This is a genomic window from Massilia litorea (genome assembly GCF_015101885.1).
In the GTDB taxonomy this organism is placed as follows: domain Bacteria; phylum Pseudomonadota; class Gammaproteobacteria; order Burkholderiales; family Burkholderiaceae_D; genus Telluria; species Telluria litorea.
The window spans coordinates 2591851-2615968 of record NZ_CP062941.1; the positions used below are offsets into that span (position 1 = coordinate 2591851).

Genomic DNA, 24118 nt, shown 5'->3' on the forward strand with positions numbered 1-24118 from the left:
GCTCACGAATATAAGATGGCTTCCAAGGTCGCTGTAGGACATGTCGTACAGTCCTTATAACGTATGTGCGTCCGGAAACCGTGTACGCCGATGCCGGTGTCCCGCCGCACCTGCGGAAAGTTGGTGACAATTGTTGAGAATTGAGCAAGTCCACGTCGTTATACTGGTCGGCTCTCTCATCGGACCCGTTCAATGACACGCCTGTTGATTTCCCTCCTGTTTTGCTTCGCGACTGCGGCGCAAGCCGCCGACACCTTCACGTTCTCGAATCCGCCCGGCCCGCATGCGGTGGGCCTGCAGGTCGTCCAGCAGTACGACCAGTCGCGCATGTACAAGACGCGCGTCGACATGACCACCGGCGAACCGGCGACCGGGAAGCGCACGCGACCCATGCAGATGCTGCTCTGGTATCCCGCCGCGCGCGGCGGCCGGCCGGTCGTCTATCGCGATTACATGGATACGATCCCGACCGAGGACGAGTTCGGGCGCAGCCCGGCCGAGGTCGGGCGCGCGACGCAACGCGCGATCGACGGGTACGCCGGCGCGCGACGCGACGCGCTGCTGCGCGAGGTCGCGCGACCGATGCTGGCTGTGCGCAATGCCCGTGCGGAAAGCGGCAGCTTCCCGGTTGTGATTTACGCGCCGAGTTTGTCTGAATCCGCCATGGAGAACGCGGACCTGTGCGAATACCTTGCCAGCCAGGGGTATGTAGTGCTGTCGAGTGCATCGCTGGGTCCGCGCACACGCGCGATGACGACGGACCTCGAAGGACTGGAAGCGCAGGCCGCCGACATCGCCTACCTGATCGGCTACGCGAGTTCGCTCCCGCAGGCCGACACGGCCAGGGTGGCCGTTGTCGGCTTCAGCTGGGGCGGCCTGGCGAATGTGCTGGCGGCGGCCAAGGACGACCGTATCCAGGCGATCGTCAGCCTGGATGGCTCGGTGCGCGGCACGCGCGAATTCGTCGACGGCGGCAAGGACGCGGCGAAATACGTCACGCCGGCACGCGTCGCCATTCCGATGCTGTTCGTGGGCCGCCGGCCAATGACCGTGGAAGAGCTGAACCGCGCCGAAGTCGATAGCCGCTATTCCTTCATGAACGAAATGAAGTACGCGGACGTCCACATCGTCACGCTGCTGCCGATGAAGCACATGGACTTTTCGTCCTATTCCCTGCGAATGTCGCAGGACGGCCGGTTCGGAGACTATACGCGCGACGACATCGCGCTGGCGCATAGCTGGGCCATGCGTTACGCACGCCACTTCCTCGATGCCTACCTGAAGAAAGACCCGGCGGGCCTTGCGTTCCTCGACAATTCGCCGGCCGCGAACAAGGCGCCCCCGCACATGATGCTCGCCAGTGCTCGTCACGGGTCGGGGCAAATACCGCCGACACTGGAGAATTTCGTCGCCGCGCTGGCTGCGGAGGGCTTCGATCAAGCCATCCCCCTGTACGCGAAGTTCGCAGCCCAGGACCCCGCTTTCAAGCTGGGGCCGAAGGAGATCTACGGATGGGGCGTGCAACTGGCGAGGCAGAACCGCCCGGCGCAAGCGCGCGAGATCTTCCGGCTTGGAACGCACCTCAATCCGGACGCCGTCTTCATGATCGATGGACTAGCCGAAATGCAGGCGGCCTCAGGGCAGACGAAGGAGGCGCTCGGCACCTATCGCCGCGTACTTGCGCTCGATCCGAAACATACCGATGCGGCCAGGTACGTGAAGGAGCATGGAGGACCGTCCGGGGCGGCGCTTTAAGTACCTGCGCCCCAGCACGCTCCGGAAGGGCCGCGCGCCCATTTCCGGCGCTTAGCGCGGATAAGTGAATCCGGTGCGGATATCCATCGGCACCAGGCGCTTTCCCTCGCGCACCATCAGCTTCTGGGGCGGCTCGTCGCCCGCCAGCGCGCGCGGCGCAACGGGCAAGCCTTCGCCCTTGCGCAGCAGCAGGTCGCAACGTTTGTAGACATTCGGACAGCCCGTCTCCTTGAGCAGCGCCTGCACGACCGGCACCTTCCACATGTCGACGCCGCCGGCATTGAACTGGCAGATCAGGTAGCCATCGGTGCCGCCGTAGCTGTGCACCAGCAGGCCCGGCAAGCCGTCCTTTTCGCCATCGATTACCTGCACCAGTTCCTGCGGATCGGCGATGGCGAGCGCCGTGGCGCGGCGCGCGACGGCGGCCCCAACGCGCCGCTTGATCAGCGCATGGTCGACCGGCTCGTCCTCACGCAAGCTCCAGACCCGGGCGGCGATCTGCGACTTGGCGTTATAGGCCGCCCGGGCCAGGAACTGGCGCGACGAGGATTGCACGATCGCCGTCGCGCCCGGCTTGTTGCGCTCCTGCGGCTTGCCCTCGACCTTGTCGATGGCGGAGACGTAAATCCACGGGTCGCCGGCGAGGATGCTTTTTTCCTTGCCTTGTTTGATGGTGATGATGAGCATGTGCGGCTTTCGTTTTCAGGAACGGGATGATACAGCAAGCCCCCCTGGTCCCGTGCGCCGCGTTCTCCTCCTTTCAAGCTGTGTGGCCGAGGCCGTCCTAGCCGATATTACTGCCGCGGATATGGCTCAGGCTCTTGTCGTCGCCGCCGGTTCCCGGACTTGGGTCGAGGCTGCCGCTCTTGCCCAGTCCCGTGGACCCGGCGCCGGCGCCGGTCCCGGCCGTGCCACTGCCCGCGCCGGTGCCGAGCTCGCTGCTACCGGCTGAGCCTGCGCCCATGCCGCCGCCCATCGCGCCCATGCCGCTGCCGGCGCCGCGTCCCGCGCCGCCCGCCATGCCGCTCATGCTGCCCCCCGAGGAGCCCGGCCCCATGGTCGGGGCGCCGCTGCGGTTAGGATCGGTGCCGTAGAAGGCGTGGATCTGGTTGGCCCAGGAGACGTCGCTCATGTCGGGCCAGGCGTCCTTGTTGAAGCCAGGCGCGGTTTTCAGGCGCTCTTTCTCGACATTGAGCACGAAGCGATGGTTGACGGTGTCGAGGTGCAGCGCCTGCCAGGGCACGGCGAACAGTTTCTCGCCCATGCCGAGGAAGCCGCCAAAGGCGAGCACGGCATAGGCCACCTGGCCGGTGTTCATGTCGAGCATGATTTCCTTGATGTCGCCGAGGTCTTCCTCGACGCCGTTGACGACGCTGTCGCCGATCAGCGTGTCGGCACCCATCAGTGCGGGGCCCGGACCGGCGCTGCCGCTGCGCTTGTACATCCCGTATTTGTCACGATCTGCATAGCTCATCTCGTTCTCCCTCTGGTCTGTGTTTCACCTGCCTGCAAAGCCAGTCCCAAGGCTAGGCCGAGGCCTTGCAGCGCCCATGATATGACTCAAACGTGCAGGGGTGCGCGCGCTTGTCACGCGCGTGTCACGCGACAAGCCCACACTATGCGAACTGCCGCACAGAGCGAGCTCGACAATGTGACTATCCTGACAAGCAGTGTTTCGGAGACTACAACATGACCATCACATCGCGCTGCAACCATCCAGGCCCGCTGGCCAAACTGATTCCGACCGTGTCGGTTACCTCGCTGCTGGCACGCCTGCTGCGCAAACGCTGAACCGCCGCTGACGCTTACAGCTGAGTTGCCCGGCAGCGCCATCCGTGCAAAGCGAACTGTTCGGTTAAACTCGCTGCTTGTGCAACAGGCGGGCAGCAGCAGTGAATCGAAAAACGAAGATCGCATCCCTGGCGGGCGCCGGTGTGCTGGCGGCCGCCCTGGCCGGATATTTCATCGCAGGCCAGCGCGACGCCGTCGTGCCGGGCCAGGCCGCCATGCTGCTGCCGGCCCCGACGCCGACGAAACCGTTCTGGGCCGCGCGCGTCACGCCGCTGGCGGGTGACGGGCAGGACGGCGTGCTCGATGGCGCGGCGGCGCAGAGCCGCTTCAGCGATCCCTTCGGCGTCGCCGTCGATCCGCGCGGCACCGTATTCGTCGCCGACGGCGGCGACAGCAACCGCATCCGCCGCATCGACCGCGACGGCACCGTCTCGACCTTTGCCGGCGGCCGTGAAGGCTTCGCCGACGGCGCCGCTACTGCCGCCGCCTTCCATACTCCCTCCGCGCTGGCGCTGGACCGCTTCGGCAACCTGTACGTGGCCGATACCGGCAACCACGCGATCCGGAGAATCGCGCCCGACGGCAGCGTCACCACCCTGGCCGGCGACGGCCAGCCGGGCGACGCCGACGGCAAAGGAGCAGCGGCGCGCTTCCATGCACCGGTCGGGCTGGCCGTGGACAAGCACGGCAACGTCTATGTCGCCGACACCTATAACGACCGCATTCGCCGCATCACGCCCGAGGGTCTCGTGACCACGATCGCCGGCGGCGCGCGGCCCGGCAATGCCGACGGCCCCGCGATCGACGCCGCGTTCGACACCCCGAGCGCGATCGCGGTCGGCAAGGACGGCAGCCTGTTCGTGGCCGATACCGGTAACAACGCGATCCGCCGCATCGGCCCGGACGGCGTGGTCTCGACCCTGGCCGCGCCGCCGGAGGGCGAGCGCCAGCCGCTCCTGCGCCGCCCGACGGGCCTCGCGCTCACCCATGACGGCTATCTCTACGTCGCCGGCGGCGGCGGACGCATCCTGCAGCTGGCCCCGGGCGGAGAACTGCGCGCGCTCGACGATGCCGACCATCCGCCCGAATCGACCTTCGGTGCCGACGGCAAGGTGCACCTGTACGCGCCGCACGGCATCGGCCTCGCACGCGACGGCAGCCTGGTCGTCGCCGACGCGCTGGCCCTGCGCGTGCTGCGCCTGGCGCCCCCGAAGCAGGGGGAGAGCGCTGCCGTCATCGCGCCCCCGGCACGCACGGCACGCACCGCGCCGATGCCCTGGCCGGTGGGGCCGCAGGACATGCCGCATGAAGTCGTCGGCCTGATGGGAGAAGTGCGCGGCAGCTACGACGGCGAAAGCCGCGACCACTTCCACGCCGGTCTCGACGTGCGCGCCGACATCGGCACCCGCGTGCTGGCGATCGCAGCGGCGAAAATCAGCGATCCCTTCGCCAACTGGGGTTTTGGTTCGCTCAGCGAAGGCTTGGCCGTCGGGCCGCTGTCGTACATCCACATGCGCGTCGGACGCGACAGCCGCGACAAGCCGCTCGATGCGCGTTTCGAACTGGTGAAGGATGCACGCGGCAAGCCTGATCGCGTGCGCGTGCCGCGCGGAACCCGGTTCGCGGTAGGCGATGCGCTCGGGACCATCAACAGCATGTCCCACGTCCACCTCGACTATTATCCCGGCGGCTCGCTCGTCAATCCATTGACGCTGCCGTTCCCGGGCGTGACGGACACCGTCGCGCCGCGCCTGCAGAGCGTGGCGCTGTACGACAGCATCGGCCGCCGCCTCACGGCGAAGAAGGGCCAGCCGGTACGCATCGAACGCACGCTGGGAGAGGTGGCGATCGTGGCCGAGGGCTACGACCAGATGGACGGCAATCTCGCGCGCCGCCGGCTTGGCTTGTACAAACTGGGCTACCAGCTGCTGCGGCCCGACGGCAGCGCGCTGCCGGGCTTCGAGCAGCCCCTGATCACCCAGGTCTATGACCGCCTGCCGCGCGAGCGGGAAGCGGTGAAATTGCTGTATGCGGCCAATAGCGGCATCACGGTCTACGGCAGCAAGGAGACACGTTTCGCGTATGCGGTCAACAACACGCTGCAGGACGGGCGCGTGGCGCCAGGTACCTGGCGTGTGGGGGCGCTCGCGCCAGGGGATTACATCCTGCGCATTTATGCGGCCGATTTTGCGGGGCAGGTGGCGGTCGAGGGGCGGGATCTGGCGATCAGGGTGGAGTAGGCAGGCGCGAGGTTTCTGGAGCAGGTTGAACGCGTGGGCGGGGGACCCGCCCACCCTACATCCTGCTGCATGCGTCACTCGTCGTCACTGATGGTCAGACCCGTAGGGTGGGCGGGTCTCCCGCCCACGCGTTCGACCCGAGCACGCATCCACGCGCAACGGAACGAAGCCAATTAGCGCAGCAGCTTCAACCCCGGCGGCAACGCCTCGCCCAGCATCCGCGTCTCGCTCGCCTGGTCCAGCTCCACCACCTCGCGTACCATCGCCGTCCAGGCGGCGGGAGCGCCGGTCGCCGACAAGCGGCGCAGCACCTCGCCGCGCACCGCGTCGCCGATGTCGCGCGAACGGTCGCCCGTCATGCGCGCGATGTGGGTGGCGGCGAAGCCGGCCGGTTCGATCTTCTTCCAATCCAGCATCAGGAGCTTGCCCAGCCATTCCTCGGCCACTTCGCGCGGCGCCACTTCGTGCGCGCTCGCGTGGAAGGACTGGCGCGCCCCGACCCGGCCCAGCGCCCACAGGTAGCGCGCATAGGTGGCCGCCGTCTTTGCATCGAGCCTGGTACCCGCGGGAAGCGCCAGGATCTGTTCCATCATCCAGTTGCCGATCTCCGCCTTGTAGGCCGAGGGGATCCGCTCGAGCGAGGCACCGAGGCGCAGCATGTCGTCCTCGCTGCCGTCGACCAGGGTGATGGGGCGCTTGCCGCGCTCGGAGGCATCGGCCTGCAAATTGAAGGCGAAATCGTCGAGCAGGCGCAGCTGGGCTTCGGTATCGAGGCCGCCGGCCACGCGGCGCCACAGCGTCCACCATTCGGCGCGCACCTGCGTGTCCTTGTGGTACTGCACCCCGGGCTCGAACATCGCCCACAGCTGTTCGATGCGCCAGCCGTCGAGCGGATGGCCGAAGCCGGGACGCAGGCAGAAGCCGGCAAGATTGAGCCAGGCGCGTTCGTGCTCGCTCGACCTGCGCCGGCCTTTCGAGCGCTCCATCAACGCGTCGAACAGGCGCCGCAGCAGCGGCGTGGCCCATCCTTCGCGGCGGCCCAGCAGGTGCTCCAGGCTGGCGCGCAGCTGGCGTACTTCCTTCGTATCGACCGCCTTCGAACGGGTGCCGAAGACGCGCTCGATCTTCTCGATCGCGGCGTCCAGCTGCGGCGGCAGGACCTCGGTCTCGACGATTTCCTCACTACCCTCGGCTTCGCGCAATTGAAACGCGAGCTGCCAGCGTCCGCTGCCGTCTTCGGCCACGCAATGCACTTCCAGGGAACCGACTTCGCTCAGCGAGGCCACCAGCTGCACCGCGATCTCGCTGCGCGGCGCGGCCCCTGGCGTGGCGCGCAGCACGGTGGCGATCGGCGGCAGGCGCACGACATCCTCCGGCGCCAGGTCCACCAGTTGACCGGGAAGCGGTGCCGCGCCCGCGTCGGCCACCGTCGAGGCCAGGTGGAAGCGCACCGGACGCCCCAGGCGCAATGCGAAGCTGCGCTCGGCAAGCCGCACCTCGGTGGCCGCGGGCGTGCCGCGCGGGAGCAGGCAGACCGCGCGCAGGCCGCTGCCCGCGCGTTCGCCCTCCAGCAGCAGGTAATAGCTGCGCGCCGCACCGCTCTCGATGGCGGGCGCGGCGCCCTGGCGCGCCAGAGAATAGGCCACGCCGCCGCGCGCCACGGCCACGTCCGGGTCGACGTTGTGCAGGATGCGCAAGGGCCTGCCGCGCCAGCGCGCCAGCGTGTCGGCCAGGCGCTCGGCCAGGGCCGCGCCGCGGAACACGCCACCGTTCAGCAGCAGGGTATCCGGCACCGGCAGCGACGCGTCCTCGAGCGGCAATCCGAGCGCCTCGCGCGCCGCAACGGCATGCTGATGCAGGAAGCTTGCCAAGTGGCGCGTGACCGCCGGATCGCTCGCATACGGCAGGCTGAATTCGACGATGCCGGCGCGCGCGCGGCGTGCCGGCTCTTGTTGTTCGTTGAGAGGGAAGAAGCCATCGAGCACGACGCGCTCGATGTCCTCGCGGCGCAAGTCCGCCTTGCGGCTGGCGCCGATCAGGCGCGAACCCGCACCGAGCAGGGTAACGGTGACCGCCTCGGGCGCGTCGGGCGCGAGCAGCTGTTCCTTGGCCGCGCGGCAGCGTTCCGTCAGCTGGGCCAGGCGTGCCGCGGACAGGCGTGCGCGCGGCGCCTCAAGCCCATCCTGCCCGGCCATGCGCGCCTCGATCAGGTGGGCCAGCGCCAGGTCCATGTTGTCGCCGCCGAGGATCAAATGGTTGCCGACACCGATGCGGGTCAACTTCGGCTCGCCCGCCTCGAGTTCGACCTTGACCAGACTGAAGTCAGTGGTGCCGCCGCCGACGTCGGCCACCAGCACCAGGCGCGCACCGTTTAAATCGTCGACCAGCGTGGCGCGATGGCGGTACAGCCAGTCGTAGAGCGCGGCCTGCGGTTCTTCGAGCAGGCGCAGGCCGGGCAGGCCGGCGAGTCTGGCCGCCTCCAGCGTCAGCGCACGCGCGCCTTCGTCGAAGGAGGCCGGCACGGTGAGCACGACCTGCTGCCGTTCCAGCGGGTGTTGGGGAAAGCGGATATTCCAGTTGGCGCGCAGGTGGGCGAGATAGCTGGCGCTGGCCGCCACCGGCGATACCTTCGGCACCTCGGGCTCGGCGCCCCAGGGCAGGATGGCCGCCATGCGGTCGACGCCCGGATGCGACAGCCAGCTCTTGGCGCTCGCCACCAGCCGGCCCGGCGTCGCCGCGCCGAGGCTGCGCGCGAGACGGCCGATGGCGACGCGTTCGACGCCGGCGACATCGGGCAAGTCCCAGGGCAACTGCAGCTGGCCCGCTCCCAGTTCTTCAGGAGCAGGGTGATACCGGTTCGAGGGCAGCAGCGGCGCGCCGGCCACTTCGCCCGGCGCGACCAGCTGGTCGATCGCAAACAGCTCGACCTCGGCGGCCCCGGGTGACGCGTAGGCCAGCACCGTATTCGTGGTGCCGAGATCGATACTGACCAGCCAGGGTGTCACGGTGCTGTGCGAACGTCGAATTCGACCTTCCAGCGCTGGCCGTCACGCGCCACGGCAACCAGTTCCAGCGTTCCGGCTTCGGTCGCGAGGGCGTGCAGCGTTACCTGCACCACGTCGCCCGGGGTGCGGCCATCGGCCGGCAAGGTCGCCTGGATTTCGTTCTGCTCCTGCAGCTCGTCCGGTCCCCAGAAGTCGAGCACGTCGCCAATCTGATCCTGGCGGCGCGTGGTCGAACCGAAGAAGCGGAAGTGGACGGGTTCGCCCACCACCAGGCCGAATTCCTGGCCCGGCAGTTCGAGCTCGGTGCCTTCTTCCATGCCGAAAGGCGCCACGCACAGGGCCTGGATTGGCGGCTCCATGCCGGGGATGGCCGGCATCGACGATTCGACGCCGACGTAGTAGGAACGCGCCGTGCCGCCGCGGATGCGCACGCCGCCGCCGCGCCGCGCATAGCTGTAATAGGCCGCGCCGCGCGCAACGGCGAGGTCGAGGTCCGTGCCTTCCAGCATGCGCGCCGGTTCCGCGCCTTCCATGTAGAGCCAGTCGTTGATGGTGTCCATCACGCGCTGGGCCAGGATGTTCGACTTGAACACGCCGCCGTTGAACAGCACCGCGCTCGGATGGAGGAAGCTGTGTTCTTCCTTCACGCGGCCCTCGAAACCTTCGAGTTCGGCGGTGGCGCCGGCCTGGCGCGCCAGGAAGGCGGCCAGGTGGCGGGTGACGGCCGCGTCCTGCGCGTAGGGCAGACCGAGCTGCGTCAGGCCGGCGCGGGCGCGCGTGGCCGGACGTGCCGAGGCATCCACGCGCGGGAAGAAGCCGTCGGTAATAAACGTCGTGACTTCGTCGCGCGTCAGTTCGGTGCGGATCGAACCGCCGATCAGTTTCGAACCGCGGCTCGGCACCACGATCGGCCAGGTAGTGGCGTTCGCGTCGGCCAGCAGGTGTTCCTTGGCGCCGCGGCAGGCGTAGGTCAGGGCGCGCATCTGCCAGGCGTCGAGCTGGGTGCCATTGCTTGCCAGCTTGCGCGCAACCAGATGGGCCAGGGCCAGATCCATGTTGTCGCCGCCGAGCAGGATATGGTCGCCGACGGCGACGCGGTGCGGTTCCAGCTTGCCGTCGCGTTCGAGGATGGCGATCAGCGAGAAGTCGCTGGTGCCGCCGCCCACGTCCACCACCAGCACGATGTCGCCGGCTTTCACTTGCTTGCGCCAGGTGCCGTTGCTGCCCTGGATCCAGCTGTACAGGGCCGCCTGCGGTTCCTCGAGCAGGGTGGCCGAGGCATAGCCTGCATTCCTCGCCGCTTCCGCGGTCAGTTCGCGCGCGCCCGGATCGAAGGAGGCGGGAATCGTGACGGTGACCTGCTGCTGGTCGAAGGGCGCTTCCGGATGCGCGTTGTCCCAGGCATGGCGCAGGTGCTGCAGGTAACGCGTCGATGCTTCCAGCGGCGAGACGCGCGTGACTTCTTCCGGCGCATCGCTCGGCAGGATGGCGGCGCGGCGGTCCACGCTCGGGTGCGAGAGCCAGCTCTTGGCCGAGGAGACGAGGCGGATCGGCGTGGTGGCGCCGCGGCTGCGCGCCATTTCGCCGGCGACAGCAGTCTCGCCATCGGTATTCCAGGGCAAGGCCAGTTCGCCCGGCGCCAGCTCGTCCGGGTGCGGCAGGTAGAGGAAGGAGGGCAGCAGCGGCAGCGCCTCGACGGTGCCGGGGGCGCTCAGCTGCGGCACCGGCAGCACGCCCTGCGCGGTGTTTTCTCCGTCGCTCGCTTCCAGGTCGACATACGACAGCGCGCTGTGCGTGGTGCCGAGGTCGATGCCGATGGCGTAGCGCGCGCTCACAGTTCCACCTCGGCCGGGGCCAGGATTCTGGCGTCATGCTCTTTCGCGAGCTGGGGCAGGCGGACGTCCGTCGCCTTCCAGCCGCGGTGCGACAGCGTGCCCTTGAACGGCGCCTTGCCGACCACGTTGCCGGTCAGGCGGACGCTGGCTGCGTCGAAACCTTCGTCGAGCGTGACGCGGGCGCCCTCGGCTTCACTGCGCACGGGTTGAATCGTGAAGTGGTCCTTCAGCACGCGCGCGCAGCCTTCGTGGACGACGCGGGCGGCGGCGCCGATGTCGGCGTCGGCGTAGGCCGCCAGGTTCTCGTGGGCGAAGTCGATCAGGCGCGCCTCGCGCTGCAGCAGGGTCAGCAGTTGCAGGGCGGCGTCCGGCGTGGCTTCGCGCAGCTGGACGGGGACGGGCGCAGGCGCGGCGGCAGGGACGGGCGCAGGCGCAGGGGCGGGAGCAGGCGCCGCTACCGGTCCGACCTCGTCATCGCGCACACGCGCGGCAAATTCGGCATCGCCTATGGTCTTGAAAAAGGTGCCGAAGGCAAGGGAGAGCCGGCTCCAGAAAGAGGGCAGTTGGGTCGGTGTGCTCATTCTTGATGTTCTGTAGGGTGAAGGACCGGCGCGCTGTCGGACAGCGTCGGGGTCTCGGTCCGGACAAACGCGAATGATACCAGTTCGACCATGAGTCGCGCACGCGCCACTGGAGAGAGGGAGGCGGCGTTTTGGAAGGAATCGCTGCGCCGGCGCAAGAATGCGCCGGCTAGCCGCCACGAATCAGTACACGGCGCCGCCCGGCTGCTTCGACACGAGCGCACCCTTGACGGCCGAGAGCGTGTAGTTGACCGTCGAACCGTAACCGGCCCAGTTGTTCAGGTCGAAGCTACCCGTTCCCGACAGGCGCTGGACACCGATGTTTTCGTAGGTCAGCGGTGTCTTCGGTTTGCACACCTGGGGCAGGCCGACCGTCTGCAGGAAATACACCGCACCCAGGCCGACGCGCTGGGCTTGCCCATTTTCGACCAGCAGCGCCGTCTCGACGTCGACACCGATGCCGCGCGCGCTGCTGGTCCAGCCGTCGTTGACGATGCGTCCCAGGAAGGTGACGAGGCGGCCTATCCGGTCGCGGGCGTCGAGGTGCGAATCGGTAATGGCCCTGCTCAGCAGTGGCAATGCGAGGAAGTCACGGTCGAGCGTGACGTTCTTGCCGTAGGGATCGGCCAGCGCCTCGGGGGAGGTCACCGACTGGTTCATGCCGGAATAGATGAACTGCCCCAGCACGGCGAGGCCGGCGCTGGTACCGCCGAGCGGAACGTTGCGGTTGGCCAGCTCCTGCAGCGCGGCCGCGAGCGGGGTGTCCTTCCAGTAGCGCAGGTAATCGCTCTGGTCGCCGCCGGCGATGAAGACGGCTTCGGCACCGCGGATGCGCTGCAGCACGAACGGGTCGCTGGCGGCGGCGCGGCTGGGCAGCACGAAGGTTTCGACCGAACGCACGCCGCCCATCGCGAAGATATAGGGATTGTAGGCTTCGGTACCGGTGGCCCGGATGACGACGAAGTTGCCGCCGCCGCCCTTGCGGATCATCCATTTGAATGCATCGTCGACATCCGGGCCGCCGCCCATCAGTACCAGGGAGGAATGGGCAGGCCGCGGCAGGACGACGTCGGCGGTGTCGCCGACTGCGTAATACTTGTAGGGCTTTTCCGCCTGGGCCGCCTGGGTGGCGAACAGGGCAAGAGCAAGCGCAATAATGCGGCAGGTACTGGAAAAGAGGCGGGTCGGCGAGGTCATGGGCGTCCTTGTGAGTACAACGGCGAACGGATTGTCGAACTGCTACTTAAAAAGGATACAACAAGCCGGATGCTGCTGTGAGGCCGTAAACACAACACATGCGCGATTTTTTAACCGTGCACGGCCGCTTCGATGGCGGCGATGTCGATCTTCTTCATCGTCATCATCGCCTCGAAAGCGCGTTTGGCCACTGCCGGGTCGGGATTGGCGACGGCGTCGGTAAGTACGCGCGGCGAGATCTGCCACGACAGGCCCCATTTGTCCTTGCACCAGCCGCAGGCGCTTTCCTGGCCGCCATTGCCGACGATTGCATTCCACAGGCGGTCGGTTTCTTCCTGGTCGTCGGTCGCGATCTGGAACGAGAACGCTTCGCTGTGCCTGAAGGCCGGCCCGCCGTTCAGGCCGATGCAGGGGATGCCGGCCACCGTGAACTCGACCGTCAGGACGTCGCCCTGCTTGCCGGACGGGAAGTCGCCCGGGGCGCGATGGACGGCCTTGACTGCGCTGTCCGGAAAGGTGTTGGCATAGAACTGTGCGGCTTCCTCCGCAGTGCCGTTGAACCAGAGGCAAATCGTATTCTTGCTGGCCATGTTGTTCTCCTTTCAGTCCTTGATTTCTGCTTCAACCAGTTTTGCGAGCAATTCCAGTGATTCCTGCCAGCCGAGATAGCAGGCCTCGGCAGGAATCATCGACGGGATGCCTTCCTGTTTGATTTTCACCTCGACGCCGCAGAACACTTCGCGCAGCTGCACCGTGGTCTGCATCCGTCCCGGCAGGTTCGGATCGTCGAACTCGGCCGTGTAGGCGAGGCGCTTGCCCGGTTCCAGTTCCAGGTATTCGCCGCCGAAGGTATGGCTGTGGCCGGTGGTGAAATTCGTGAACGACATCCGGTAGCGGCCGCCGACGCGGGCGTCCATCTCGTGCACGGTGCCGGTGAAGCCGTGCGGCGGCAACCATTTCGGAAAGGCGCTTGGGGTGGTGAAGGCGCGGTAGACGCGGTCGGGCGTGGATTTCAGGACGCGGTGCAGTTCGACTGTGTTCGTGGACATGATCGTTTTCCTTGTTTGAAAGGCAGAGGACGGCCCTCTGATGGTACGACGAACGGGGTGGTCAGGAATCGACAGCGTTCGATGATTTTTTTTGCGGCCTATGCAGAAGCCCGCCGCGTCCGCAGACGCCGCCACAGCATCACCGCGCTCGCCGCCAGCATCGCCAGGGCAAATGCGTTGACGATCAGCACGCCCGACCGACCATGCACGACGAAGGCCAGGCTGAATGCCCCGCGCAGGTGCCAGGCCTGGGTTGCATCGTAGGAATACCAGGCGGCGAGCTGCACGCCATAGAAGGCAAGTCCGGCGCCATGTCCGCCCGGGCGTCCGCGCCAGGCGAGGACGCCAGAGAGCAGGCCGAGGAGTGCGAGCAGAAGGGTGTCGATGGCGCCGCCCGTCAACGTCCACACGGCAAGTCCCAACGCAGCGTTCACGATCGTCAAGGCGGCGACGACCCGTTCGATGCGCGTCCATGGCAGGCGCGATAGTTGCAGCACCGCTCAAGCGCCCGCTTGCGCCCGCGCCTTCTTCTGCTCTTCCTTGTACTGCTGGAAGCGCTCGATCCGCAGCTCGCGGCGCAGGATCTTCGAACGCGGGTCCAGGGTATAGTCCGCGCCTTCGGCCGCACCTGCCGGCAGGTCGACGCTGCCGCGCCCGTCCGTCATCGGCACGCTCACGATGCGGCTGCCGACCCGCACCTCGACCGGCATCGGGAAAGGCGTGTTCTTTTCCGTTTTCCAGGCCAGTTGCAGGGTGTTGCCGCTCCTTGTCGCTTGCAGCTCCGGCAGTGCCGCCTGGTACAGGTAGGCCTGGAAGAACCAGTCCAGGTCGCGGCCGCTGGCGCGCTTGACGATGGCGATGAATTCCGGCGTGCTGCCGTAGCGCGGCGTAAAAGCGCCGGGGCGCGGCGTGTCGGTGCCGTAGACGATCTCGCGCACCGAACGGAAGAAGGCGTCGTCGCCGACCAGGCCGCGCAGGGTATGCAGGATCAGCGCGCCCTTGCTGTAGATGTCCTGGCCGGGGCCGCCGCGCCTGGTGTCGTACACGTCCTCTTCCAGCTTCGGCTTGCCCGACACGACCGGCGCCTTGTTTTCGATGCCGGAGCGCAGCTGCATCAGCGAGGCAAAATATTCCTGGTCGCCACGCAGGTATTGCATGTACAGCGGCTGCATGTAGGTGCCGAAGCCCTCGTGCAGCCACATGTCGTCCCAGTTGTGATTGGTGAGCTGGTTGCCGAACCATTCATGGGCGAATTCATGCTGCAGCAGTTCGTCGTAGCCGTAGGCCGTCTTGGCGTACTTGTTGCCGTAGGCGTTGACGGTCTGGTGCTCCATGCCCTTGTGCGGGGTCTCGACCACGCCCATCTTTTCGTCGCCGAAGGGGTAGGGGCCGATCACGGTCTCGAAAAAGTCCAGCAGCTGCGGGAATTCGGCAAACAGTTCCTTTGCGCCCTGTTCGCTCTGCGGCAGATACCACAGGCGCAGCGGGATCGCGTTGCCGTAGCGGCTGCGGTAGGCGCTTGCGAGTTCCTTGTAGGGGCCGACGTTGACCGAAATGCCGTAGGTGCTCGGATTCCTGGCGCGCCAGTGATAGGTGCGCCAGCCATCGGCCTCATCCATACCCAGCGCAAGGCCATTGCCCGCGACGACCAGCGGGGCCGGCACGCTGATGTGCTGGTCGACCAACCTGGCCTTGCCGGCCGGGTGGTCGATGCAGGGCCAGAACAGGTCGCAGCCTTCGCCCTGCACGGCGCTGGCGACCCAGGGCTGGCCGTCGGGTGTCTGCGACCAGACGAAGCCGCCATCCCAGGGCGCGCGTTTGGCCACGTGCGGCCGGCCGTGGTAGCGCACCCGCACGCTCACTTGCTGGCCCGGCTCGAGCGGGCGCGGCAGGGCGATGGTCAGCTTGCCTTCCGGATTGTTCCAGTTGGCGGCAGGAAGAACCTGGTTGTCGACCTCGATGGCGTCGATGGGCAGGTTGCGGTCCAGGTCCAGCTCGATTTTCCCTAGCTGTGCGCGGGTGCCGAAGGTCAGCAGCACGTCGCCGCGGATGCTGTGGCTGGCCGGTTCGATGCGCAGCTTGATGTCGGCTTTCTCGAAGTCGAGCGCCTGCTGTTCGGTGCTGCGCTCGGCGCCGCTGTTGACGGTGTAGGACGTCAGCGGAGCCTGGGCGCAGGCCGCCAGCAGGAAGGGGAGGCTGGCGAGGGCGGTTCTTTTCATTGCATGCGATGGTTGTTGGTGTGATCTCAAGAAATTTATCACACGGGCAACCATTGCGCGGGTTTACCGAGGCCAGCGCTCCATCGACGCGGCTAGCGTGCCCAGTAGTCGACGACCAGCGAGCGTTCGAGACAGTTTTTCAGGGTGGCGACGAAAGCCGTGTGCGCGGGATGACCGAGGTAGATATCGCGGTCTTCGTTGCTGGCAAAGGTCAGCGTGAAGCAGTGCGTAAAACCGTCGTTCAGGCCTTCGGGGCTGACGTTGGTGCCCCATTCATAGGACACGATGCCGGGGATGGCGCCGGGCAGGGCGGCAAAACCGGTGACGATGGCATCGATCTGTTCGAAGCTGGCATCGTCCTTGAATGCGAACAGGACGACGTGGCGCAGGGACGTTGGCGAATTGGCGGTCATGGCAGGCTGGATAAAAAGAGGTAAGCGATTCTTGCACAGTCTTCCGCCGGGTTCGCGCACGACGGCTTTCGTGCCGGTGATTCCGGCGCATTCCGCTATGATGACGCCTGCGCCGCTGGCTCAGCCGCGCCCCCCGACACCTGCGAAGCACAAGAATATCCATGGACAGCCACGTCGACAGAAAGCAGATTCGCTGGAATCCGCGCCCGCGTACCCGCGCCGGTCTCCATTTGAAAACCGAGAAGCTGCCGTATCAACGGCCGGTCATTGCCCAGCCTCAGTTCACCGCGAGCGCCATCATGGTGGCCGAGCGCGTGGACGTGCGCGCGCTGTCGGGTTTCGAGATCATCGCCAAATCGCCTTTCATGGTGAAGCTGGGCGAGGGCGGTATTGCCGCGCTGTTCCGCTACGGGGCGGTGGTCCTGTTCAATGCCTCGGCCGAGGAAAAGGCGCGCCTGCTGGGGAAGATCGCCATGCATTCGTCGGGATCGGGCGATATCGCCGCCGAAGAAGTGGCGATGATCCACGTCGGGCCGGACGACGAGGAGGGTCCTTCGGGCCAATTTATCAAGATCAAGAACGCGGACCGCCTGCGGCTGCAGCTCATTGCCGAGGTCATGGCGAAGGCGACCATGCTCTCGTTCCAGGAGCGGCGTGCGGCGCGCGATTTCGATCGCAGCGAACCGCTGGCGCGCGACCTGGCCGAGGATGGGCGCTTTTCCGCCAAGCCGGCCGAACTGCTGAAAGCGGTCGGCAACATGCTGCTGGCCGAGAACCGCCTGAACGGCCGCGCCGGCGTGCTCGACCGGCCCGACCTTCTCTGGGACAACCCGGGCCTGTCGGGCCTGTATGCGCGGCTGGAGGGCGACTACGAACTGCACGACCGCGCGGCCGCGCTCGACCGCAAATTGACCACCTTGTCGCATACCTCGGAAACCCTGGTCGAGACCATGCGCTACCACAGCTCCCACCGGCTGGAGACGGCGATCTTCCTGCTTATTTTTGTGGAGCTGTGCCTGGGCCTATACGGCCACTTCGGCTGAGAACGTCTGAAAAGCTCCCAGGGCTGCGTTGCATCGTCTCGCCGTACTAACGTACTGTCTTCGACGATGCGCCTTGCCCTGAGAGCTTTTCAAACGTTCTCTAAGTTAGTTCAGCCCGCCAATCCAAGCTCCGTCGTCACCTGCTGCCGCAGCAGATACTTCTGGATTTTTCCCGTCACCGTCATCGGGAAACCGCTGACAAAACGGATATGGCGCGGCACCTTGTAATGCGCGATCTGCCCTTTGCAGAAATCGCGGATCTCGTCTTCGTTCGCTTCCATTCCCGGGCGCAGGACGATGCAGGCGCATAGTTCCTCTCCATATTTCGCATCCGGCACGCCCACGCACTGGACGTCGAGGATTTTCGGGTGCTTGTACAGGAATTCCTCGATCTCGCGCGGATAGATGTTTTCGCCGCCGCGAATCACCATGTCTTTTGCGCGGCCGACGATGGTGGCGAAACCCTGTTCGTCGATCACGGCCAAATCTCCGGTATGCATCCAGCGCGCGGCGTCGATCGTCTCGCGCGTTTTTTCTTCGTCGCCCCAATACCCGAGCATGACCGAATAGCCGCGCGTGAGCAATTCGCCTTTCACGCCGCGCGGCACGATCTTGCCGTCGGTATCGACGATTTTCACTTCCAGGTGCGGGTGCACGCGGCCGATGGTGGCCACGCGCAGGGGAACCGGATCGTCGACCGAACTCTGGAAGCTCACCGGCGAGGTTTCCGTCATGCCGTAGGCGATCGTGATCTCTGCCAGGTGCATCTTGCTGATCACACGGCTCATCACTTCGGCCGGGCAGGGCGAGCCGGCCATGATGCCGGTGCGCAGCGTCGACAGGTCGTATTCGGCGAAATCGGGATGGTCGAGCAGGGTGATGAACATGGTCGGCACGCCGTGCAGGCCGGTGCAGCGTTCGGCCTGCACCGTTTCCAGCACCGATTTCGGTTCAAAACTTTCGCCCGGAAAAACCATCGTCGCGCCATGCGTCACGCAGGCGAGGTTGCCCAGCACCATGCCGAAGCAGTGGTACAGCGGCACCGGGATACAGAGTTTGTCGATGCTGGTGAGCTTCATCGCTTCGCCGACGAAAAAGCCGTTATTCAGGATATTGTGGTGGGTGAGCGTTGCGCCTTTCGGCGCGCCCGTGGTGCCCGAGGTGAACTGGATATTCACCGGTTCGTCGAATTGCAGGCCGGCCTCGATCTGCGCCAGTTCTTCCAGGCGCGGGTCGCCCGCAGGCACGAGTATCTCGTCGAAATTGAACATGCCGGGCGTGGTATCCGTGCCCAGGCGGATGATATGGCGCAGCTGCGGCAAACGCGCCGCTTGCAGCTTGCCCGGTTCGCTCTGGCGGATCTCCGGCACGACATCGGCCAGGATCTCCAGGTAATCGCTCGATTTGAAAGCGGGCGATAAAATCAGGGCGGCGCATTGCACCTTGTCGAGCACGTATTCGAGCTCGGAGCGGCGATAGGCCGGATTGATGTTCACCATCACCAGGCCGGCGCGCGCGGTGGCAAATTGCACCAGTACCCATTCCGCGCAATTCTGCGACCAGATGCCGATCCGGTCGCCCGGATGCAGGCCCAGCGCCAGCAGGCCCGCCGCCAGCCGGCTCACGCGTTCATTGAATTCCTTGTAGGTCCAGCGCACGCCCTGGTGCGGCACGACGAGCGCTTCGTTGTCGCCGTATTGCCGGACGATGTTCGATAAAAACGGGCCGATCGTTTCGCCGATGAGGGGAACATCGTGGGCGCCGTGTACATAGCTCAGCTGTTGGTGCATGTGGTCTCCATGTCGTTTTTGTGATCGGATTTTTTATATTAAATTCTCCACGCGCATGCGCTGGATGTCGCGCAAGGGTGGCGCGCCGAACAGCCGGGCATATTCACGGCTGAACTGGGAGGCGCTGTCATAGCCGACCCGCACGCCGGCACTGCCCGCATCGATGTCCTGGCTCAGCATCAGCTGGCGCGCTTCCTGCAAGCGTAACTGTTTCTGGTACTGCAGGGGACTCATCCCCGTGACGTTGCGGAAGTGCTGGCGGAAAGTCGACGGACTCATGTGGACGCTGGCGGCGAGCGCGTCGACGCGCAGCGTGTCCGAAAAATGTTGTTTCAGCCAATTGACTGCCTTGGCGATCTGCTGGCGTGGCGAGCCGACGACGACCACATGCCGCAGCAAGGGTCCGAAGGGGCCGCTCAAGAGCCGGATGACGATCTCGCGCTGGACCAGGGGCGCAAGGAAAGGCGCCAGCGCCGGTTCGCCGCTCAGGCGCACCAGCCTGACCAGGCAGGCGAGCACGGCAGGGTCGAGCGCCTTGAAGGCAATCGACTGCGCGGCGCATCCCTGCGGTGCCTGGTCCAGGCCCATGTCGGCCGCCAGCTGTAATACGAGGCTGGGATCGATGGACAACATCAGGCCCAGGAAGGGCGTTTGTGGACTGGCCAGCGTGACGTTCGACACGACCGGCAGGTCGACCGTGGTCAGCATCGCGTCGCCGGGCGTGTAATCGTAGACTTTCTCGCCCAGCATCACCTGCTTGCTGCCCTGGGCAATGACGCCCAGGCCGAATCCATAGATGCAGGGCATGGGGGCCGCCGGCGCACTGCGGCGGTGCAGCATCAGGCCGGCGACCGGGGTGGCGTAATCGCCATTGGCCGGCAGCACCCGGCCGATTTCGCGCGCCAGCACGGCGATGCCGTCCTCTTCAAGCGCCCCCTGCGTGTTGCGGTCCATGCTGTTTCCCACCCGATGACTGATGCGTCGAAGTCTAGCATCGCACCTTGTTTCCCGTTGCCCGCCTGAGGGCGCATTCGTTGGAATGTGCAATAACTGGCGCGGATCCGGCAAACGCCTGGGCCGGTCGATGCCGCACACTGGCCGCTGTTCATTTCGTGCCGAGCCAGACCATGCCATCGTTATTTTCCTCCTATACCCTCAAAAGCGTCACCCTGCGTAACCGCATCGTCGCTTCGCCGATGTGCCAATACATGGCGCAGGACGGCTTCATGAATGACTGGCACGGGGGCCATTACGCCGGCCTGGCGCGCGGCGGCGTCGGACTGGTGATCGTCGAGGCGACCGCCGTCTCGCCGGAAGGGCGCATCACGCCGGGCGACGCCGGCATCTGGAGCGACGACCACGTGGCCGGTCTCGCCGCGATCGCGAGGTCGATCAAGTCGGCGGGCGCGGTGCCCGGCATCCAGATCGGGCATGCCGGGCGCAAGGCCGGCTGCACGCCGCCATGGGAGGGCGGGGCGCCGCTCGACCCATCCGACCCTGCCGCATGGGAACCGCTGGCGCCAAGTGCCGTGCCCTTCGTCGCCGGCAGCGCCTACGTCCCGAAGGCGATGACGCTGGCCGACATCGGGCGCGTGCAGCAGGACTTCGCCGATGCGGCGCGCCGTGCGGCCGATGCCGGCTTCGAATGGATCGAACTGCACTTCGCACACGGCTTCCTGGGCCAGGAATTCCTGTCGACGCACACGAACAAACGCGGCGACGGCTATGGCGGTTCGCTGGCGAACCGCGCCCGCTTCCTGCTCGAGACGGTAAGGGCGGTGCGCGAGGTGTGGCCGGAAACGCTGCCGCTGACGGCGCGCCTCGGCGTGATCGAGTTCAGCGGTGCGGAGGAGACCTCGCTGGCCGAGTCGGTGCAGGTGCTGCGCTGGCTGAAGGAGGCCGGGCTGGACCTGGTCGATGTCGGCCTGGCCTTGTCGACGCCCGACGAAGCGGTGCCGTGGGGACCGAACATGCTGCTGCCCTATGCGGCGCCGATCCGGTCGACGACGGGGCTGGCGGTCGGCACCAGCTGGATGATCACGAGCGCCCGCGAGGCCGACGGCTACCTCCGGGACGGCAAGCTCGATCTCGTGTATATCGCGCGCACCTTGCTGGCCAATCCGCACTGGCCATTCCAGGCCGCGCGCGAACTGGGCATCGACGATCCGGCGTCGGTCCTGCCGACGCCCTACGGCTTCTGGCTGAACAACTGGTCCTGATAAGGAAACACCATGACGACGAAACACGACACGCATACCGCAGGCGCCGCAAGCCGCCGCGCCTTCCTGCAAACGGGTGCCGCCGCCGGCGCCGCACTGGCGCTGGCGCCGCTGGCCATGGCCGGCGCCGCGCCGCGTCGCGAGGGAAGCCACATGCCGCAACGTAAACTGGGAACGCTCGAGGTCTCGGCCCTGGGCGCGGGCTGCATGAGCATCAGCGCCAACTATGGCCCGCCGGCCGACCGGGCGCAGGGTATCCGCGTCATGCGCGAAGCCCACGAGCGCGGCGTCACCCTGTTCGATACGGCCGAAGTGTACGGGCCCTATACGAACGAGGAACTGGTCGGCGAAGCCCTGGCGCCGATTCGCGGCAAGGTCGCCATCGCGACCAAGTTCGGCTTCGACATCGGCAAGGGTGGCTTGAACAGCCGGCCGGAGCATATCCGCAAGGTGGTCGAGGCGTCCTTGACACGCCTGCGCACGGACCGCATCGATTTGCTCTATCAGCACCGGGTCGACCCGGCGGTGCCGATCGAGGACGTCGCCGGCGCCGTGGCCGGCCTGATCCGGGAAGGGAAGGTGCTGCACTTCGGCCTGTCCGAAGCGGGCCCGGACACGATCCGGCGCGCGCACAAGGTGCAGCCGCTGAGCGCCATCCAGACCGAATACTCGCTGATGAACCGCGACCCGGAACACAAGGGCGTGCTCGCCGTGTGCGAAGAACTCGGGATCGGCTTCGTTCCCTGGGGCCCGCTCGGGATGGGTTACCTGGCCGGCCGGATCGACGCACGCACCCGGTTCGACCCGAAAACAGATTTGCGCGCCGGCTTCGAGCGCTTCTCGTCTGAAAACATCGCGGCCAACGCGCCCATCCTGGCACTGCTGGCGCGCTTCGCGCAACGTGAAAACGCAACGCGGGCCCAGGTGGCGCTGGCATGGCTGCTGGCGCAAAAGCCCTGGATCGTGCCCATTCCCGGCACCCGCAACCGGTCGCACCTCGCGGAGAACCATGGCGCCCTGGAGGTCCGGCTGTCGGCGGCGGACCTGCGCGAGATCGACAGTGCCTTTGCCAGGGTCACGGTGCATGGCGGGCGCATGAACAGGGAACAGATGCGGATCGTGGAAGCGTAGACGAGCGCCACCCCTGGACGGGCAGGCGCTTGCGCCATGGCTCACTCCTGCGGCGTATCCGGCAGCGTGGCCGCGCCCGCCAGCAGCGCCTGGTTATAGGCCCCGAAATCGTCCAGCCCGCGCTTGATGATCGTCACCAGAGCCGGCAGCGGCGCGGCCTGGTAGTCCCATTCGGCGCGGCAGAATTCGCCGGTGCGTTTCAGGTCCTCGGCCAGGGTGGCGCCGATCCAGCCGTTGTCGGCCAATATACTGATGACCTCGCGCTCGTTGAAAGGTTCGCCCAGGTCGGCCATGGCGATCACGTAATCGCCCATCTCGACCGCCGCTTCCCAGGCGCGGATCACGTTCAGGGTGGCCGCGTCCTGGCGCGTCAGGTCGCCCACAAAAGTGGTCGGGTCCTTCTCGTACTCTTCGCGGGCGCGGCGGCAGCAGCGTTCGATGATGGCGGTCTTGCCGATCAATACGGTGTCGTCCATGGGGTCTCCTCTAGATCAGGAACAGGATTGCGGCAACGATCGTCGGTCCCAGGGCGCCTGCCAGCAGGCCGAGGGCGCCGATCGATTCGTCGTTGAAGCCGCGCCGCAGCAGCGCGGCGCCGGCGGGATTCGGGGCGTTGGCGATCACGGTCAGGCCGCCGCCGGCCACCGCGCCTGCCACCAGCATGTACTTGGCCTGCTCGGACAGCCCGGCGATCAGCGAACCGAGATAGGTCAGTGCCGCATTGTCGGTGATTGCCGTCAAGCCGAGCGCACCGAAGAACAGGGCGGTCGGCGCCAGGCTCGAGACGATCGGCTGCAGCCACCATTGCTGCATGCCGCCCAGCACCACGAGACCGGCCAGGAAAAATCCGACCAGCAAGCCCTCCTTCAGGATCAGGGGATCCTGGTGGCGCTGATAAGCCTGGGTAAAGCCGAGGAACAATAAAAACAGGCCGAGGAACAGCACCGGATGGTGCGCCAGCAGCACCACCGCGGCGAGGAACAGCAGGTGGATCGCCGAGACCTTGACCGGCACCGGCGGCGCCTCGTCGAGGGCTGCGGGCGCCAGGTGCGCCCGCAGCAGCAGGGTGGCGACCGTGGCATTGATGAGCACGGCGAGGGCCGCGCGCCAGCCGAATTGCGCCAGCATGGTGGCGCTGTCCCAGCCCCAGGTCGAGGCCACCATCAGCACCGGCGGCGCGGCATAGGAGGTCAGGGTGCCGCCGATCGACACGTTGACGAACAGCACGCCCAGCGCCCCGTATTTCAGCGGTTCCGGAATGCCGGGGCGGAACACCTGGGGCGCGAGCATCAGGGCGGCCAGCGTCATCGCGGCCGGTTCCGTGATCAGGGAACCGGCCAGCGGGACCAGGGCCAGGCCCAGCCATGCAAGCGCGACTTCGGTGCGGACCGGCGCCAGCCGCGCGAGCGTGCGCAGCAGCGAGCGCATGGCGTCCAGGACCGGGCGCGACGCGGCGATCACCATGACCACGAACACGAACAGCGGCTCGGTGTACTGGCGCGATTCGGCGTAGTCGATGGCCGCGCCGGGACCGGAAATGAGGGCCATCGCCAGCACCAGGATGAAGGCCCAGAAACCGAACACGACCTCGACTTCGCCGAGCAGGTGGAACAGGCCTTCATGGCGCGGATGGCGGTCGGCCAGCATCTCGAAGCCCTTGGCGGCGAAGGTGTGGACAAGGGCGCAGGCGAAGAGGGTGGCGCCGACCAGCTGCATCGTGGTCATGCGCGCTGTCCCGGGTGGAATGCAATGGCGGTCATTGTCAGGCAAATAATGAATGAAGGCCCATTATTTCACCTTTTGATGCGGATTGGATGGCCTGCCGGGCGAGCTTGTCCGTTTGCGCCTAC

Annotated in this window: 20 protein-coding genes; 5 read left to right on the top strand and 15 right to left on the bottom strand. The window is 66.5% G+C overall.

From position 1 onward, the window contains the following. The first annotated feature begins 192 nt into the window (after positions 1-192). A complete protein-coding gene (locus LPB04_RS11580) occupies positions 193-1755 on the top strand; it encodes a dienelactone hydrolase family protein (RefSeq protein WP_227496722.1) in 1563 nt (520 codons plus the stop codon). A 51-nt stretch (positions 1756-1806) separates the two neighbouring features. Here the strand turns inward: LPB04_RS11580 and LPB04_RS11585 are convergent, their stop codons facing one another. Both LPB04_RS11585 and LPB04_RS11590 read right to left on the bottom strand, forming a co-directional pair. Continuing rightward, the gene (locus LPB04_RS11585) at positions 1807-2442 is read right to left on the bottom strand and encodes an SAM-dependent methyltransferase (protein WP_193688798.1); all 636 of its coding nucleotides are present in this window, start codon (positions 2440-2442) and stop codon (positions 1807-1809) included. A 97-nt stretch (positions 2443-2539) separates the two neighbouring features. Next, the gene (locus LPB04_RS11590) at positions 2540-3229 is read right to left on the bottom strand and encodes a PRC-barrel domain-containing protein (RefSeq protein WP_193684742.1); all 690 of its coding nucleotides are present in this window, start codon (positions 3227-3229) and stop codon (positions 2540-2542) included. Positions 3230-3647: 418 nt separating this feature from the next. Between LPB04_RS11590 and LPB04_RS11595 the strand changes: the two genes are divergently transcribed. Further along, positions 3648-5786: an NHL repeat-containing protein gene (locus tag LPB04_RS11595; RefSeq protein WP_193684743.1), complete on the top strand. Its 2139-nt coding sequence runs from the start codon at positions 3648-3650 to the stop codon at positions 5784-5786. A 173-nt stretch (positions 5787-5959) separates the two neighbouring features. On the opposite strand, the gene LPB04_RS11600 is transcribed toward LPB04_RS11595, so the two are convergent. The 9 genes from LPB04_RS11600 to LPB04_RS11640 form a co-directional block, all read right to left on the bottom strand. Further along, positions 5960-8791 (bottom strand): Hsp70 family protein, encoded by a 2832-nt coding sequence (locus LPB04_RS11600; RefSeq protein WP_193684744.1) that lies wholly within the window; start codon positions 8789-8791, stop codon positions 5960-5962. Beyond that, positions 8788-10626 carry an Hsp70 family protein gene (locus LPB04_RS11605; RefSeq protein ID WP_193684745.1) on the bottom strand — a complete coding sequence of 613 codons (1839 nt, stop codon included), beginning with the start codon at positions 10624-10626 and terminating at the stop codon, positions 8788-8790. Before LPB04_RS11605 ends, LPB04_RS11600 begins: the two co-directional genes overlap by 4 nt. Further along, complete coding sequence (locus LPB04_RS11610; RefSeq protein WP_193684746.1) at positions 10623-11207, bottom strand: DUF2760 domain-containing protein; 585 nt, start codon at positions 11205-11207, stop codon at positions 10623-10625. The genes LPB04_RS11605 and LPB04_RS11610 overlap by 4 nt, the downstream gene beginning before the upstream one ends. Positions 11208-11390: 183 nt before the next feature. After that, positions 11391-12404 (bottom strand): cyanophycinase, encoded by a 1014-nt coding sequence (locus tag LPB04_RS11615; protein ID WP_193684747.1) that lies wholly within the window; start codon positions 12402-12404, stop codon positions 11391-11393. A 110-nt stretch (positions 12405-12514) separates the two neighbouring features. Continuing rightward, the gene (locus tag LPB04_RS11620) at positions 12515-12994 is read right to left on the bottom strand and encodes a VOC family protein (protein ID WP_193684748.1); all 480 of its coding nucleotides are present in this window, start codon (positions 12992-12994) and stop codon (positions 12515-12517) included. A gap of 12 nt (positions 12995-13006) precedes the next feature. After that, a complete protein-coding gene (locus LPB04_RS11625) occupies positions 13007-13453 on the bottom strand; it encodes an SRPBCC family protein (protein WP_193684749.1) in 447 nt (148 codons plus the stop codon). Between the two features lie 98 nt (positions 13454-13551). Then, entirely contained in the window at positions 13552-13950 is a 399-nt protein-coding gene (locus tag LPB04_RS11630) for a hypothetical protein (protein WP_193684750.1), read from the bottom strand. A 3-nt stretch (positions 13951-13953) separates the two neighbouring features. Further along, entirely contained in the window at positions 13954-15672 is a 1719-nt protein-coding gene (locus tag LPB04_RS11635) for a M1 family metallopeptidase (RefSeq protein ID WP_193684751.1), read from the bottom strand. 92 nt (positions 15673-15764) lie between these two features. Next, complete coding sequence (locus tag LPB04_RS11640; protein WP_193684752.1) at positions 15765-16085, bottom strand: Dabb family protein; 321 nt, start codon at positions 16083-16085, stop codon at positions 15765-15767. Between the two features lie 161 nt (positions 16086-16246). Here LPB04_RS11640 and LPB04_RS11645 point away from each other — a divergent pair, with 161 nt between their 5' ends. Continuing rightward, the gene (locus LPB04_RS11645; RefSeq protein ID WP_193684753.1) at positions 16247-17128 is read left to right on the top strand and encodes an RMD1 family protein; all 882 of its coding nucleotides are present in this window, start codon (positions 16247-16249) and stop codon (positions 17126-17128) included. A 110-nt stretch (positions 17129-17238) separates the two neighbouring features. On the opposite strand, the gene LPB04_RS11650 is transcribed toward LPB04_RS11645, so the two are convergent. Beyond that, positions 17239-18918, bottom strand: a complete 1680-nt coding sequence (locus LPB04_RS11650; protein WP_193684754.1) for an AMP-binding protein — start codon at positions 18916-18918, stop codon at positions 17239-17241. Between the two features lie 33 nt (positions 18919-18951). Further along, complete coding sequence (locus tag LPB04_RS11655) at positions 18952-19872, bottom strand: AraC family transcriptional regulator (protein WP_193684755.1); 921 nt, start codon at positions 19870-19872, stop codon at positions 18952-18954. Between the two features lie 173 nt (positions 19873-20045). Between LPB04_RS11655 and LPB04_RS11660 the strand changes: the two genes are divergently transcribed. Together LPB04_RS11660 and LPB04_RS11665 are read left to right on the top strand one after the other, a co-directional pair. After that, complete coding sequence (locus tag LPB04_RS11660; RefSeq protein ID WP_193684756.1) at positions 20046-21137, top strand: NADH:flavin oxidoreductase/NADH oxidase; 1092 nt, start codon at positions 20046-20048, stop codon at positions 21135-21137. A 153-nt stretch (positions 21138-21290) separates the two neighbouring features. Beyond that, entirely contained in the window at positions 21291-22268 is a 978-nt protein-coding gene (locus tag LPB04_RS11665) for an aldo/keto reductase (RefSeq protein ID WP_193688968.1), read from the top strand. 41 nt (positions 22269-22309) lie between these two features. On the opposite strand, the gene hepT is transcribed toward LPB04_RS11665, so the two are convergent. Then, complete coding sequence (hepT, locus tag LPB04_RS11670; RefSeq protein ID WP_193684757.1) at positions 22310-22744, bottom strand: type VII toxin-antitoxin system HepT family RNase toxin; 435 nt, start codon at positions 22742-22744, stop codon at positions 22310-22312. A 10-nt stretch (positions 22745-22754) separates the two neighbouring features. Then, positions 22755-23993 (bottom strand): putative Na+/H+ antiporter, encoded by a 1239-nt coding sequence (locus tag LPB04_RS11675; protein ID WP_193684758.1) that lies wholly within the window; start codon positions 23991-23993, stop codon positions 22755-22757. Positions 23994-24118: the final 125 nt, after the last annotated feature.

Coding starts and splice junctions, on each gene's coding strand:
- LPB04_RS11660 (WP_193684756.1), top strand. CDS start 20,046: ATGCCATCGTTATTTTCCTCCTATACCCTCAAAAGCGTCACCCTGCGT.
- LPB04_RS11610 (WP_193684746.1), bottom strand. CDS start 11,207: ATGAGCACACCGACCCAACTGCCCTCTTTCTGGAGCCGGCTCTCCCTT.
- LPB04_RS11620 (WP_193684748.1), bottom strand. CDS start 12,994: ATGGCCAGCAAGAATACGATTTGCCTCTGGTTCAACGGCACTGCGGAG.
- LPB04_RS11650 (WP_193684754.1), bottom strand. CDS start 18,918: ATGCACCAACAGCTGAGCTATGTACACGGCGCCCACGATGTTCCCCTC.
- LPB04_RS11665 (WP_193688968.1), top strand. CDS start 21,291: ATGCCGCAACGTAAACTGGGAACGCTCGAGGTCTCGGCCCTGGGCGCG.
- LPB04_RS11580 (WP_227496722.1), top strand. CDS start 193: ATGACACGCCTGTTGATTTCCCTCCTGTTTTGCTTCGCGACTGCGGCG.
- LPB04_RS11635 (WP_193684751.1), bottom strand. CDS start 15,672: ATGAAAAGAACCGCCCTCGCCAGCCTCCCCTTCCTGCTGGCGGCCTGC.
- LPB04_RS11645 (WP_193684753.1), top strand. CDS start 16,247: ATGGACAGCCACGTCGACAGAAAGCAGATTCGCTGGAATCCGCGCCCG.
- LPB04_RS11655 (WP_193684755.1), bottom strand. CDS start 19,872: ATGGACCGCAACACGCAGGGGGCGCTTGAAGAGGACGGCATCGCCGTG.
- LPB04_RS11585 (WP_193688798.1), bottom strand. CDS start 2,442: ATGCTCATCATCACCATCAAACAAGGCAAGGAAAAAAGCATCCTCGCC.
- LPB04_RS11640 (WP_193684752.1), bottom strand. CDS start 16,085: ATGACCGCCAATTCGCCAACGTCCCTGCGCCACGTCGTCCTGTTCGCA.
- LPB04_RS11675 (WP_193684758.1), bottom strand. CDS start 23,993: ATGACCACGATGCAGCTGGTCGGCGCCACCCTCTTCGCCTGCGCCCTT.
- LPB04_RS11625 (WP_193684749.1), bottom strand. CDS start 13,453: ATGTCCACGAACACAGTCGAACTGCACCGCGTCCTGAAATCCACGCCC.
- hepT (WP_193684757.1), bottom strand. CDS start 22,744: ATGGACGACACCGTATTGATCGGCAAGACCGCCATCATCGAACGCTGC.
- LPB04_RS11590 (WP_193684742.1), bottom strand. CDS start 3,229: ATGAGCTATGCAGATCGTGACAAATACGGGATGTACAAGCGCAGCGGC.
- LPB04_RS11615 (WP_193684747.1), bottom strand. CDS start 12,404: ATGACCTCGCCGACCCGCCTCTTTTCCAGTACCTGCCGCATTATTGCG.